The 13,016-nt window shown below is 54.6% G+C and carries 13 protein-coding genes; 10 read left to right on the forward strand and 3 right to left on the reverse strand.

Translation table 11 applies throughout. The features are described 5' to 3' along the window. Positions 1 to 4 precede the first annotated feature (4 nt). The 5 genes from NFU03_RS03320 (at position 5) to NFU03_RS03340 (ending at position 7,759) form a co-directional block, all read left to right on the forward strand. Entirely contained in the window at positions 5 to 2,050 is a 2,046-nt protein-coding gene (locus NFU03_RS03320) for a CocE/NonD family hydrolase (protein ID WP_251636077.1), read from the forward strand. Between the two features lie 143 nt (positions 2,051 to 2,193). Further along, a complete protein-coding gene (locus NFU03_RS03325; protein WP_251636078.1) occupies positions 2,194 to 2,547 on the forward strand; it encodes a hypothetical protein in 354 nt (117 codons plus the stop codon). A 130-nt stretch (positions 2,548 to 2,677) separates the two neighbouring features. After that, positions 2,678 to 6,493, forward strand: coding sequence for an AAA domain-containing protein (locus NFU03_RS03330; protein WP_251636080.1), 3,816 nt, complete (start codon positions 2,678 to 2,680; stop codon positions 6,491 to 6,493). A gap of 16 nt (positions 6,494 to 6,509) precedes the next feature. Beyond that, positions 6,510 to 7,262, forward strand: coding sequence for a hypothetical protein (locus NFU03_RS03335; RefSeq protein WP_251636081.1), 753 nt, complete (start codon positions 6,510 to 6,512; stop codon positions 7,260 to 7,262). An 11-nt stretch (positions 7,263 to 7,273) separates the two neighbouring features. Further along, the gene (locus tag NFU03_RS03340) at positions 7,274 to 7,759 is read left to right on the forward strand and encodes a cupin domain-containing protein (RefSeq protein WP_251636082.1); all 486 of its coding nucleotides are present in this window, start codon (positions 7,274 to 7,276) and stop codon (positions 7,757 to 7,759) included. Positions 7,760 to 7,823: 64 nt separating this feature from the next. Here NFU03_RS03340 and NFU03_RS03345 read toward each other — a convergent pair whose 3' ends face one another. Further along, positions 7,824 to 8,834: an LCP family protein gene (locus tag NFU03_RS03345; protein ID WP_251636083.1), complete on the reverse strand. Its 1,011-nt coding sequence runs from the start codon at positions 8,832 to 8,834 to the stop codon at positions 7,824 to 7,826. 328 nt (positions 8,835 to 9,162) lie between these two features. Here NFU03_RS03345 and NFU03_RS03350 point away from each other — a divergent pair, with 328 nt between their 5' ends. The 5 genes from NFU03_RS03350 to NFU03_RS03370 all read left to right on the forward strand — a co-directional run bounded on the left by NFU03_RS03350 (position 9,163) and on the right by NFU03_RS03370 (position 12,150). Beyond that, a complete protein-coding gene (locus NFU03_RS03350) occupies positions 9,163 to 10,020 on the forward strand; it encodes a YitT family protein (protein ID WP_251636084.1) in 858 nt (285 codons plus the stop codon). A 92-nt stretch (positions 10,021 to 10,112) separates the two neighbouring features. Continuing rightward, positions 10,113 to 10,442: a YunC family protein gene (locus NFU03_RS03355; RefSeq protein ID WP_398289668.1), complete on the forward strand. Its 330-nt coding sequence runs from the start codon at positions 10,113 to 10,115 to the stop codon at positions 10,440 to 10,442. Between the two features lie 192 nt (positions 10,443 to 10,634). Further along, positions 10,635 to 10,814, forward strand: a complete 180-nt coding sequence (locus NFU03_RS03360; protein ID WP_251636086.1) for a hypothetical protein — start codon at positions 10,635 to 10,637, stop codon at positions 10,812 to 10,814. An 86-nt stretch (positions 10,815 to 10,900) separates the two neighbouring features. Continuing rightward, the gene (locus NFU03_RS03365) at positions 10,901 to 11,410 is read left to right on the forward strand and encodes an antibiotic biosynthesis monooxygenase family protein (protein ID WP_251636087.1); all 510 of its coding nucleotides are present in this window, start codon (positions 10,901 to 10,903) and stop codon (positions 11,408 to 11,410) included. 137 nt (positions 11,411 to 11,547) lie between these two features. Next, positions 11,548 to 12,150: a superoxide dismutase family protein gene (locus NFU03_RS03370; RefSeq protein ID WP_251636088.1), complete on the forward strand. Its 603-nt coding sequence runs from the start codon at positions 11,548 to 11,550 to the stop codon at positions 12,148 to 12,150. 62 nt (positions 12,151 to 12,212) lie between these two features. On the opposite strand, the gene NFU03_RS03375 is transcribed toward NFU03_RS03370, so the two are convergent. Further along, entirely contained in the window at positions 12,213 to 12,491 is a 279-nt protein-coding gene (locus tag NFU03_RS03375; RefSeq protein WP_309296240.1) for a DUF2653 family protein, read from the reverse strand. Then, positions 12,491 to 12,928: a hypothetical protein gene (locus NFU03_RS03380; protein WP_251636092.1), complete on the reverse strand. Its 438-nt coding sequence runs from the start codon at positions 12,926 to 12,928 to the stop codon at positions 12,491 to 12,493. Before NFU03_RS03380 ends, NFU03_RS03375 begins: the two co-directional genes overlap by 1 nt. Positions 12,929 to 13,016 lie beyond the last annotated feature (88 nt).

Below are 13,016 nucleotides of genomic sequence, written 5' to 3' on the forward strand. Positions count from 1 at the left end.
TCAATTGGTATTCAACGTACGAGAAACGAACAGAGTGATCCGCAACAAGTTCCCGCATGACGTCAAGGTGATGAAAGATGTCATGATCCCGCTGTCGGATGGAACGCAGCTCGCGGCGCAGATCTGGCTGCCGGAAGACGCGGAGAAAAATCCCGTACCCGCAATCCTCGAGTACCTGCCGTACCGGAAAAACGAATTCACTGCACTGCGCGATTCGCTGCGTCACCCGTATTTCGCTGGTCACGGCTATGCGAGCATCCGGGTCGACATCCGGGGGACCGGTGATTCGGACGGAATCCTGTATGACGAATACTTGAAGCAGGAACAGGACGACGCACTTGAGGTGCTGGACTGGATCGGGCAGCAGCCATGGGCTGAAGGCGGCGTCGGCATGATCGGCAAATCTTGGGGAGGATTCAACGGCCTGCAGATCGCCGCAAGGAAGCACCCGGCCCTGAAAACGATCATCACACTCTGTTCGACGGATGACCGCTATGCGGACGATGTGCATTACAAAGGGGGCGCAATGCTCGCTTCCGATATGCTCTGGTGGGCCTCGACGATGTTCGCGTACAATGCGCGGCCGCAGTTCCCGGAAGCGCGCGGGGAATCTTGGCGGGAGAACTGGCTCGAGCGGATGGAACTGACGCCGCCCTATGCCGAGGAATGGGTCCGCCATCAGCGTCGTGACGCCTACTGGAAACATGGTTCCGTCATCGAGAACTATGAAGATATTACAATACCTGTCTATGCAGTCGGCGGCTGGGCAGACGGCTATACAAATGCAATCCCGCGTCTGCTGAGCGGACTGAAGGGGCCGAGGAAAGGGCTGATCGGACCTTGGGCGCATGAGTATCCTGAAATGGCTGTGCCCGGCCCGCAGATCGGTTTCTTGCAGGAAGCGGTCCGCTGGTGGGACGAATGGCTGAAAGGCGAAAAAACAGGCATTATGGACGAACCGATGCTGCGAGTCTACATGCAGGACAGCGTGCCGCCGCAGACCGAGTATATGCACAGACCGGGTCACTGGGCAGCCGAAGCGCAATGGCCGCCTGCAGATCTCAAGGAGAAGAAGCTGTTCCTGAATGGCAGGATGCTGAGCGGGACGGCGGGCAATTCGGACGTCATCGTCTCGTCCGTCCAGCAGCACGGCCTGTACGCCGGCGTATTCTGCCCGTTCGGCCAGCCGGGAGACCTTCCTGCTGATCAGCGGATCGAGAACGGCATGGCGACTGTGTTCGACGGGGAACCGGCGGAACAAGATGAAGCGATCCTCGGGGAACCGGAATTCCGCTGCCGGATTACGCCTGACAAAAAGGCGGCACATTTGGTCGTCCGTCTGAACGACGTGGCGCCTGACGGGTCTTCCACACGGGTCACATGGGGTGTGCTGAATCTGACACACCGTAACAGCGACGAGGATCCAAGTTACCTGGAACCCGGCAAGCCGGTAGATGTCACTGTCAAGATGAATGTCATCGGCCATACACTGCAGCGAGGCCACCACTGGCAGCTCGCCATTTCGCCGAATTACTGGCCGCATATTTGGCCATTCCCGGAAGCGGTGACGTTCTCTGTCGAGACATCCGAGCAGACAGCCCTCGTTCTGCCGCTGCGGGAGCCGAAACAGCTGGACCGGGAACTGAAACCGTTCGCCCAGCCGGAAACCGCACTTGTGCTCGACAAGGATATACTGCGGGAAGCGGGACGGACGCGTGAAGTCAAACAGGATGCCGCAACAGGTGTCTGGGTACTGGACGATTTCTCCGATGAAGGCAAGCGGAAGCTGCACGTCAACGGTCTGGAATACGGAAGTACAAACCGCAATGTCTATACGATCCGGGAAAACGATCCGCTGAGTGCCCGTGTGCAATGTGATTGGACGCTGAGCGTCGGAAAAGGGGACTGGCAGACATATCTCGAGACGAAAAGTGTCATGTCCGCCGACGAAACGCATTATCACTTGGTGAACGAACTGAAAGCATGGGAGAACGGCCGCGAAGTGTTCTCCAAAACATGGAACGAAAAGATCAAGCGCGACTTTACGTAACTCAACAGGCCGATCCGCATGCATGATTTCAGCGGGTCGGCTTTTAACCGTACTTCAAGCAGGGTCATCCGATTGTTTAGCGAACAGGGCTTTCAGGGAATACTCGGTAAGAGAAGCCAAAAGAAACCCGAGGAGGTGGCGTTTTGGAACAGCCAACATCGCTTGAACAATTTTGTGAGTCCGCTGCCCGGCTCGGAGGAAAGCCGCAGGGACTGCTCGTCAGCCAGTCAGATTACACGCCGGAAGAGCCGATCGTATCCGATGAGGATACTTCAGGCGGCGTCAACATGCAGATCGTCCGGCTGCTCGCCTGTACGGACGAAGCGGCGGTCTACTGGGCGGAACCGATCTATGACAGCGGGGAACTGGAACAGATGAATATCAAACTGCAAGCGCTTGAGAAGTTCCCGCGATCAGTCGTCACGGAAGAGGAGCTGTCTGACAAGATGAAAGAAAAAGGGATCGAGGAAAACAGCATCCAACAGGAAACCGACTGACAAGAACGAGTCTTTTCTCACTCGCAGTCGGAGCCCGAATCGTTTATAATGAAGATAAGGGAATTTCACAGACAGGTTCAGCCATTCCACATGGCTGACCTTTTTTTACGGACGGAAAGAAGTGAACAGCATGAACCGTACTACATATGAGGATATCGTGACATGTGAACTGACGATGACGTCAAGCGCCAGGAAAGGAATCGAAAAAGTAGCGCGTGATGAACACGCGTTTTTTGCGATCCAGAAAACGTTCATCGTCCATATCGAAAAGCGGCCAGAAAACCAGCATGGCAATGCGTCGTTCTCCTTCTTCTTCGATAACGAGGAGAACGGAAAGCTGATGAGCACCCTCGACAACCGGGTCGCCGTTCTCGACTGCATCGTAAAAAATGACGGATTCCTCGCTGTCGGTTTCCATGTGAGGGGAAGGCGGGAGCCGGCCGCAACGAACCGCAGGCTGCGGGCGACGGTCAGGTTCCGTCCGGGCAAAAGTACTGGTCGTGCACTTCCGATCGAATTCGCGGCGCTGCTCCGTGAACTGCCGGTGGCCGAGAAACGTTCCGACTATGTAAAAAAACGGATCGGCGGCTGGGAAGGCTATTTGCGCATTATGGAGAAAAACGCGGATGTGGAAGATATCCAAGCCGCGGTGCAATCCGTATCCCTCAGCCAGGATTTCCAGAAACTCACCGTGAACGTGAACGGGGTGCCACAGAAGTCATGGAAAGGATTGCCTGGATTCGCTGCCAAGTTCAGCGAAGCAGGCACCGATCTCGGAAACGTCACAGCTGTGAACCGCAAAACGAATGAAGTGGAGATCAGCCTGAAGCCGGCTGCGATCCAGCAAGCCCGCAAGACCGGTTTCCGCGGAAATGGGTTCAAAATGCTGTCATTCAGCAACTTTGCCGAACTCAGCCAGGTGAGGAGACTTCGGAACGGATTCAAAGACTTGCAGGACGGGCTCGCTGCAAATGCCAACTTGGAAATGATCCTGTTCGAAGAACGTCCTGTCGTCAAGATCACGAACCGGCGCACGCCGCTCGAGTTCGATACCGTCCTGAACGAATTCCAGGAAGAAGCGGTCACCGGGGCGATGAATGCAAGTGACGTTTTTGTGATCCAAGGTCCTCCAGGCACCGGGAAGACGACGGTCATCTCGGAAATCTGCAACCAAGCCGTGAAAGCCGGCCTTCGCACATTGGTGGCGTCCCAGGCAAACCTGGCTGTCGACAATGCTTTAGGCCGCCTTCTCCACAATTCCGATATCCGTATTTTGCGGTACGGCAGGACAGAGAGTATCGAAGAGGAAGGGCGCAAGTACATCGAAGAGAATGTCGCCGAGCATTGGCGTCAGCAGACAATTGAAACGACGGAAGCAGCTCTTTCGGAGCACAGTACGATGCAAGAAACACTGTCAGCAGAACTCCAGAGTATCGAAGGCCGTATCGGCTCAATGGAAGCTGAAAAAGAGCAGCTGCTGATCCTCCTGGCCGTCTGGAAGGAAAAGCAAGAAGAGAAGAAGGCTCTCGCGACGGCAATGAAAGAGGGTCAAAGAGAGCTGCACAGCCTGTCGCTCGAATCCGAGAAAGCTGCAGGCAGCACGAACGAACTGGAACGGAAACGGACGAAAATGGAGCAGGCAATGGCGGAATTGGAAGACAAGCTCGGCGCCCTGCCGGAGTCTGCGGTCCCGGAAACGGAATTGAAGGAAGAGCAGGAGCGTCTCCGCTTGCGGATCGAACTTCTGAAGAATGCCCGGTCAGCAGCTGCATTGGAGGAACAGGCAGCAGCCATGCGCACGGATCTCGAGTATCTCCAGCGTGAATATGACGATGCGATCCGGCTAATGGACCAAGTGCAGGAAGCCGCCAAGCTGAATGACCTGAATGATTTGCTGGACGGCGTTTCCTACACGCCTGCACGAGAAGTCGAGCAGATGATGATCACACTGATCCGCCGAATCGACGCAATCCAGGAGGCAGGAGGGGAATCGGGCGCTTCCGAATGGACGGAACTGCTGACCCGGACGGATAAAGCAATCACCATGGTGACGGACATTCTCCACCAGCATCATTTCCAGAACCGGATCGTCACGCCGACAGGATACCGGAGCCGCCACTCGCTCGCTTCCATCCAGCAAACCGTGAACCGTGTCGGCCGCTATCTCGTACAGCCGAACGTCAAGGAGATATTGCGGTCGACGTCCTTTTCCGTGGAAGCCTACGACTGTCTTGAAAACTTGACGAAAGCGGTCAGCCTGCTGCATGACCGGCGCAATTTCATCCGCGCATTTCTGACGGAAGCCGCCTCGACAGCCGACCTGTTCCGATCCATCAAAGAACGCGTCTGTGCCGATCAAGCTATGAAAGCGCAAAAACTGTCGGAGGAACTTGCCGAGAAGTCGGTAGCTTCCGAGCGTCTGAACGGACAGCTCGCAGAAATACGGCGGGCCGGCGGAGAAGTATCGGGCACGTCGCTCACCGATGTCCTGGCAGCCGCGGAGCAGTCGTACATGGACATTACCGGGCAGCTGTCTTCAGCCAGCCGCGTCGAAGCTGAGCGGAATCAGGCACTTTCAGAATTACGTGAGCTCCAGGACAGCCACGGCAAGCTCGATGCACAGCTTGAAGAGAAACGTTTGCTGATTTCCCGGCTTGAGGAAGCCCAAGTGACTGCCCGTCAGGCGGCCGAAGAGATGAACAGAAGGTCCGGTGAGCTTGATAAGGCTCTGGCGGAAGACCCATCGGTCCGTCTTGCCGAGTTGGAACGTGAGCTTGCAGCGGCTGATCAGCAAGCTGTTGAAATCGGGAAGCAGCTCGAGCATCTGCCGCTCATCCAGTCCCTGCAGACTCAGTGGCATTCCATGCTGCGCGACGCGAGCCCTTATGATCTCGATGAAATCCGTAAACTGTATGTCAAGCATGCGAACGTCATCGGGACGACCTGCGTCGCGTCCGCGCGCAAGGAGTTCGCCGAAGAGTATCCGCAATTCGACCTCGTCATCATCGACGAAGTGTCGAAAGCGACTCCTCCTGAATTGCTGCTGCCGATGCTTAAAGGGAAGAAGATCATCCTTGTCGGCGATCACCATCAGCTGCCGCCGCTCGTCGGGCAGGAGACGATGGAAGAATTCCTGGAGGAGCTGCCGGAAGATACGGAAAAACGGGAAATGGAAAAACTCCTGAAGGAATCACTGTTCGAACGGCTGTTCCGCACGCTGCCGAAGCAGAATAAGACGATGCTCGGCAAACAGTACCGTATGCACGAAAACATCATGCAGACGATCACGCCGTTCTATAACGAAAACGGCTATGCGCTGACGTGCGGACTGACGGACTCGGATGCGGCACGGACACATGGACTGGAAACCCGTCTCGTCAAGACGGAAAACCATCTGCTGTGGCTCGATATGCCGAATACTCCGCCGTATTTCGAAGCGAAACCGAATGGCGGCACGAGCCGATACAACGACAGTGAACTGACCGCGATCCGGCAGCTGCTGGAAGAGATGGAGGAAGGGACGGCTGCCGCCATTGCAAAAGGCATCCTCCCGCATGGAACGAAAAAGAAGGTCGGCGTCATCAGCTTCTACGGCGAACAGGTGAAACGGATAGACCGTCTCCTCCAAGAGGACATCCAGCCCGAGCATCTCGAGTTCAGGACAGGCTCTGTCGATAAATTCCAGGGGATGGAGATGGACATCATCATCGTCAGTTTCGTCCGGAATCACGGGGAGCCTTCCGGTGATATCGGATTCGCGAAAGACTATCGCCGCCTGAACGTCGCGCTGTCGCGTGCCAAGGAACTGCTCGTCATCGTCGGCAGTTCCGCCATGTTCACCGAAAAGCCGAAGCAGGAGTCCGTCCGGTCGATGTACCGGCGGCTGTATGAAACGGTTGAGCGCCAGAACGGCCTCCGTTCACCCGCGGAACCGGTCCGGAACTGACAAGGAGGTCTGACCTATGCAGAAGAAACAGGAAACGTTGCGCGAGGAACTGCTGCAGCCGAAAGACGTCCGGCTTCTTGAGGAAGCGGACTGGGCGCTGCCCGCCGTCCGGCTCGCCGTCACCTACACGACTGTCGAAAAAACCACGATGGATATTCTGATGAAGATGATCCTGCTGACACTGAAGCAGCTGCCAGTCGACAATGGCAGTGAAATCGCAGGACTGCTCGGTGTCGAGCCGCTATTCGTCGACGATCTCCTCCTCATGATGGAGCGGGACGGGCTCGCTCTGAACAAAAACGGCTGGTCGATCACGGAAAAGGGGATCGACCAGCTGGAAGCAGGCTTATATATCCACGCGGAGGAACAGGTGAAATCGGTGCTCACCTACTGTCCGCTGCTCCAGGAATTCTACGAAGACGCTGCATTGCCGGCGGAGAGCGGAGCTTCCGGTCTTTTCCGCTGCGCACCGGACACCGGCCCGCCCGAGACCGATTCAGTTCCGCGGGACGGACTTGCCTCTATCCTCGCGGCAGCACTGGAAACGGACAATACAGAGAACCGGGCGAAAGTGATCAGCGGCATTACAGAGATCACGGTGGTCGGGACCTCAGCCATTCCATGCTTCGAGTACAGGCTGTATAATGAAAGCAAAGACATGCTGTTCGCCCGTGTCTGGAATACAGCGGCAAAGCAGTGGGACGGCCGCCTTGAGGAAATCATTCTGGCGGAGGAGCGAACTGCCTGGCGGAAGCAGTATAAACTTTAGGAGGAATGATCATGACACGCGATGCAGCATACTGGAAAGAACACTTGAAGCTGGAGAGCCACCCGGAAGGCGGAAGTTATGCGAGCACGTTCAGGAATGATGAGACGATCGGGACGGACAGTGGTGAACGGCCGCTTTATACGAGCATCTATTTCCTGCTCGCAGAAGGTGAAGTGTCCAAATTCCACCAGCTGAAATCAGACGAACTATGGTATTACCACGACGGTGCACCGCTGACCGTCCATATGATTGCAGCAGACGGAACCTATACCGCAGCTAAACTAGGACTCGCTATCGAACAGGGGGAACAGCCGCAGCTGCTCGTTCCGGCCGGTACGATCTTCGGTTCTTCGATGACCGGAACGGACGGCGCATGCTCCCTCGTCGGCTGCATGGTCTCTCCGGGATTCGATTTCGAGGATTTCAAATTATTCACGGCCGGGGAACTTATTGAGAGATTCCCGCAACATGAACCGATTATCCACAAAATGACGTGAAGAAAAAGCCGATCCCGGCAGTCTGTTCAACGACTGCCGGGATTGGCTTTTTTCATGGGAGGATTCATTCGTTTTCTGCAGCAGGCGCACCGTCCGGATCATTGTTTCCGTCGGTTTCCGCCGTTCCGTCATCCGGAGATTTGCCGGCGAGGAAATCATCAAGCGCTTGGGTGTTTTTCTCGAAATCGATATCGAGCACTAAGCCTGCGCCTTCAATCCGTTTGTCTTCGTACGTGTTATCCAGCGGGAGACGGAGAGATTCGATGCCTGCATCCTTGTTGTCGAGGAGGCCTTTTGCAATCGACAGCATCGTCCGCTTGTCAAGGTTGGTCTTCACGTAGCTGTCCGCCATGCCGAGCAGTTTCGGCAGGCTGAGTATACTATGGAGACTGACCGCTTCTTTTTTCAGTTTGGCGAGCGCTTCCTGCTGGCGTGCCACCCGTCCGAAGTCACTTTGGCTGTCATGGCGGAAGCGCACATAGCCGAGCAGTTCCTTGCCGTGGAGCCGCTGGACGCCAGGCTCGAGTGTCATATTGATCCCGTGGGACATTTGATAGGGGATGTCGACTTCGATACCGTCAGGAGCAACGACATCGACCATTTTCGGGAAGCCTTCGAAGTTCACTTCAGCATAGTAGTGGACGTCCAATCCGAAGTTTTCCTTGATCGTCTGCCGGACGAGTTCCGGGCCGCCGAACGAATAGGCGGCGTTCATCTTATGTTTTCCGAAACCGGGGATGTCTACGTAAATATCGCGCATGATCGATACCGTTTTCACTTCTTCGGTCTCCTGGTTGTAATGGGCGATCATGAGCGAGTCGGAGCGGCCGTCGTCATCTTCCGGCCGGGCATCCGAGCCGAGAAGCAGGATATTGATCTCGCCGAACTTGGGTTCCGGTGCGTTGAAGATATCCTCCTCTTCATCTTCCGGTTTTTCCCCTGCGAGCGACTGTCCGGCATTGAACTGGGTGAACCAGAAATAAGCGGCCCCTCCTCCAATCAGCAGGAATAGGATCAGCAGCGTAAGCCAGACTTTCTTTTTTTTCCTCTTTGTTCTATGTTCAGAACGCTTCATAGTGCCACCACCTGTTATAAGTACCGCTTCTATGCGGGTTGTTGCTGTCAATAGGACGCTGTCCAACTAAAAATGTTTTCAGCTTTCCTCTGTTTTCTTCCCTAACTCATGAAGCATACGACGGATTTCCTGATTTTGCAATACATAATTCTCTACGCGGCTGCACGAGTCGCAATTGCAACTCATGCAGCTGCTCGTTATAATAACAAAAGAATAGGGATCCGCCCTGCAGCTTGGTATCGCGGGATGGAGAGTCCGCGTCTCCGCTGCAGACGGGACTTTTTTTGTTGCACAACGACTATTGGAGGTTTTTGAAAGGAGTAATTGCATGTTTTTCATCGAAGCCAAAAGACTTGTAACTGTCGTCATCGGTGCATTGTTAATGGCCGTATCGCTCAACTTATTTCTGATCAATGCGAATGTCTATGCGAGCGGATTTTCTGGGATGGCACAGCTGCTGTCCAGTGTATTGGATGATTATGCAGGCGTCACGGTTTCTACGGGAACGCTGATCCTGCTGCTGAATATTCCGGTCTTCATCCTCGGGTGGTTCAAAGTCGGGAAAGGCTTCACGATCTACAGCATCGTATCGGTCATTTTCACGACGATCTTCATGGGAATCCTTCCGGTCATGTCGCTGTCGGATGATATTATCCTGAATGCCGTATTCGGAGGAGTCATCGGAGGGGTCGGCGTCGGGATCTCCCTCAAGCTCGGTGCTTCGACAGGCGGGATGGACATCGTCGCGATGGTGCTGTCCCGGCTGCAGGACAAACCGATCGGCACGTATTTCCTCTTGCTGAACGGTGTGATCATCGTCGCAGCCGGAATCCTGTTTGAACCGGAGAACGCGCTGTATACGATGGTGGCACTGTACGTGTCCACTGCGGTCATCGACATGATCCATACACGCCATGAGAAGGTCACTGCCATGATCGTCACGCGCAAAGCGGACGAATTGCAGGCGGCCATCCATGATAAAATGGTGAGGGGAATTACGATCATCCCGGCGAAAGGCGGATATACAAAAGAAGAGAAGAACATGATGTATTTGGTCATCACGCGGTATGAACTGTATGACCTGGAGAAAATCATCAATGAGGTCGATCCGAAAGCATTTGCGAATATCGTCCAGACCGTCGGCATTTTCGGTTTCTTCCGCAGGGAAGGTGAGACGATCGCCTGATCAGCAAAATTTTATCAGCTGTGCCGTCACGAGAGTGGCGGCACAGCTGTTTTCATTGGAACCCCGATTCACCAATCAGACAGCCGCCCCATATGTATAGAAGGAAAGGGGAGGATGCTGTGGTTACCGTCAATACCGTTTCGATCGAAGGACACAGTTTCACAGCGGTGTCCGTTTCGCTTCCGAAGACGACTTTGCTCACTGTTTCGAACGATCATGGCTATATTATGTGCGGTGCGCTCGATGTCGGTCTGCTGAATCGGCTGCTGGGTGACCGGAAAATCATCGCTGGGCGGGCGACAGGGGTTAAGACGATTGAAGAGTTGCTCGCCGCCCCGCTCGAATCCGTCACACTGGAAGCGGAGAGTCTCGGGATAACAGCAGGGATGACCGGCGAACAAGCACTGCTCAAAATGTGCTGAACTGGAGATTACCAGCTGAAGATGAAGCGAACTGCTTCATCTTGTTTCCGGCAGAAGAAAGGACAAGTACGGTGAGTTCTGTATTGCGATTTACCGGGCAGTGCTTTACAATGAGAATGAGAAACAATCTCAACGATTACATACAGACCATGCGTCCGCCGACGTTCAGCGGGCAGAAGGAAGGTGAGTACGATGAAAAAAGTTATCGCAGCCGCGATTGTCAGCGGTATGCTTCTCGCAGCGATTGCAGCAGGGAGCGTGTCCGGCAATTTCGCTTCAGGATTGACGATCGGCATCATCACCGTCGTGCTTTTGGCAGCCGGTTCTGCGGCCGCAGCGCTGAAAGAGCGGAAACGGCACGCATGGAATTGAACAGCTTGACAGATCGGCAGGCCTGAACTGCCGGTTTTGCGCCTAATGCACGAAAAAGACTACCAGTTCAAGATAGGAGACGACATATGAATATACATGTAACGTACGGCGACCCAGCTGCCCTGAAAGCGATCCAGCACGGACTCGGAGACGAAGGGATCGTCCTGATGGAGCAGGGCAACGAAGCGGTGCTCATCCAGGAGAATGACGGGTCCGCGAGTTTCGCGGAAGCCGATTCCTATACAGTGCTCGATGCGTCCGGCGATATCAGTGACGGATCATTCGCCGTATTCAACAACATTCCGGTAACGGAAGAAGGTCGAGAGCTGTTTGAACAGCGGTTCATGGGACGGGCCCGTAAGATTGAAGACACTGAAGGGTTCGGCGCGATCCGGGTCCTCCGCCCGCTTGAAAACGATACGTATGTCATCCTGACGATTTGGACAGGGGAACAGGCATTCCATAATTGGCAAACCTCACAGGCCTATGAGCAGGCTCATCAGAAACGGGGGACTGACGAAGGAATCGACAAAAAGCCGAACATCTTCTCACGCCCTTCTTTCGTGACGACCTATAAGAAACCTGAACATGCATAACGGCTGACAGGCCGCTTCCCATCAGCCGGATGACCGGCTGACGGGAAGCGGCCTTTCCTATATGGGTTCCGGAAAGGTTTAGAAGCACAGCCGTCGTGTAAGAGATAGAGTAGGACTGCAGGCGAGGAGGAAATTGAGTGAAGAAGACAATGATACTCTGTCCGGTAATTGCGCTCATACTTCTGCTGGGCGCATGCGGATCGGATACGACGGACGGAAATTCGGATAAGACAGGCGGGGGTGCAGATCAGGCCGAATCTGCCGGTAATGGTGAATCAGTCGAAACGAAGCCGTTCTCCGTCCTCGTCGACTTGAAAGACAGAGAGGGAAAGACGACCGGCACCGCTGAACTGTCCGAAACGGATCAGGGCGTCAGCGTCTTTGTGAAAGTGGATTCTCTTACACCCGGAAAACACGGCATCCATTTTCACGAGAAAGGCGTCTGTGAAGGCCCGGGATTTGAATCCGCAGGCGGCCACTTCAACCCTGCGGGCAAGGAACATGGCCTTGAAATGCCCGGCGGCCCGCATGCAGGAGACCTTCCGAATCTGGAAGTGGAAAGCGACGGGACAGCGGAAGACCGGTTCACATCCCACAGTGTGACACTTGAAACGGGAAAAACAAATTCCCTGCTGCGGGACGGCGGAACAGCTCTCGTGATCCATGCAGGCGAGGATGACGGAGAATCACAGCCGTCAGGGGATTCAGGTGACCGGATCGCATGCGGCATCATCAAATGAACGACTAAAAAGACAGCGCCCGAAGTAACTCGGTTGCGCTGTCTTTTTGTCTGCCGCTTTTATCAGAGGAGAGCTGCTACGATACCGCGCTCATCGTCGAGCAGCAGCTTGATGCCCGCTGCGTACGGATCCTGATGGAGCTGTTCTTCAATCCACATTCGCAGTGCCTGCGTCATGTCGAATGTATTCATGGTGAGTTTACTGCCGTCCACGTAAGCTTCAGCGAAAAACCCTTCGTCGTCTTCGTAGCACAGTTCCACCTCAACTGTCTCGGGTTCTGTATCATGTTGTCTGGCCTGATACAGACAGATGGCGTTGATGATGTCCTGTTCTTCGATCATCAGTTCTGCCACCGGTGCCGATCGTCCCGGTCATCCCGCTTCCGTGTAAAACGGCTGAAGAGCATCCGTACGATGCCGATCACTGCGACGATCGCAAACACATTGATCAGCAGTCCGAGCATCGAGCCGAGGATACCCATATTTGCAAACAGGCTTCCGAATAGGAGACCTGCCAGGCCGCCGATCATCATGCCTCTCATGAGACCGCCGGATTTCGGTTTTGCGCCTTGCGCATTTTTGTCTTTTGTAAATGACGATTGGTCTTTCTTCTTATCGACTGCCGGCTTGTTGAAATTATTCTGATTCGGCGTGAATCCCCGTTTGCCTGATTTGTAGCCTCTTGCATCAGCCGAGTGTGGCTGGTCGGGCGTCAGAAACGATCCGACAGGTGATAGAATGAGGGTGAGCGCCAAAAAGGCTGCTGCCAGTTTCTTCATAGATGTGTCAATCCTCCGGTGAAATAATGGACTGCTCTGCAGTCCTCCCTACAAGTATACAGCAAACAAATCCGAAGTAACATGAAAG

The sequence above is a fragment of the Sporosarcina sp. NCCP-2716 genome (genome assembly GCF_023707985.1).
In the GTDB taxonomy this organism is placed as follows: Bacteria; Bacillota; Bacilli; order Bacillales_A; family Planococcaceae; genus Sporosarcina.

Excerpts from the sequence above, each read along its gene's own strand:
- NFU03_RS03330 (WP_251636080.1), top strand. The coding sequence starts at position 2,678 with ATGAACCGTACTACATATGAGGATATCGTGACATGTGAACTGACGATG.
- NFU03_RS03335 (WP_251636081.1), top strand. The coding sequence starts at position 6,510 with ATGCAGAAGAAACAGGAAACGTTGCGCGAGGAACTGCTGCAGCCGAAA.
- NFU03_RS03340 (WP_251636082.1), top strand. The coding sequence starts at position 7,274 with ATGACACGCGATGCAGCATACTGGAAAGAACACTTGAAGCTGGAGAGC.
- NFU03_RS03345 (WP_251636083.1), bottom strand. The coding sequence starts at position 8,834 with ATGAAGCGTTCTGAACATAGAACAAAGAGGAAAAAAAAGAAAGTCTGG.
- NFU03_RS03350 (WP_251636084.1), top strand. The coding sequence starts at position 9,163 with ATGTTTTTCATCGAAGCCAAAAGACTTGTAACTGTCGTCATCGGTGCA.
- NFU03_RS03355 (WP_398289668.1), top strand. The coding sequence starts at position 10,113 with ATGTATAGAAGGAAAGGGGAGGATGCTGTGGTTACCGTCAATACCGTT.
- NFU03_RS03360 (WP_251636086.1), top strand. The coding sequence starts at position 10,635 with ATGAAAAAAGTTATCGCAGCCGCGATTGTCAGCGGTATGCTTCTCGCA.
- NFU03_RS03365 (WP_251636087.1), top strand. The coding sequence starts at position 10,901 with ATGAATATACATGTAACGTACGGCGACCCAGCTGCCCTGAAAGCGATC.
- NFU03_RS03375 (WP_309296240.1), bottom strand. The coding sequence starts at position 12,491 with ATGATCGAAGAACAGGACATCATCAACGCCATCTGTCTGTATCAGGCC.
- NFU03_RS03380 (WP_251636092.1), bottom strand. The coding sequence starts at position 12,928 with ATGAAGAAACTGGCAGCAGCCTTTTTGGCGCTCACCCTCATTCTATCA.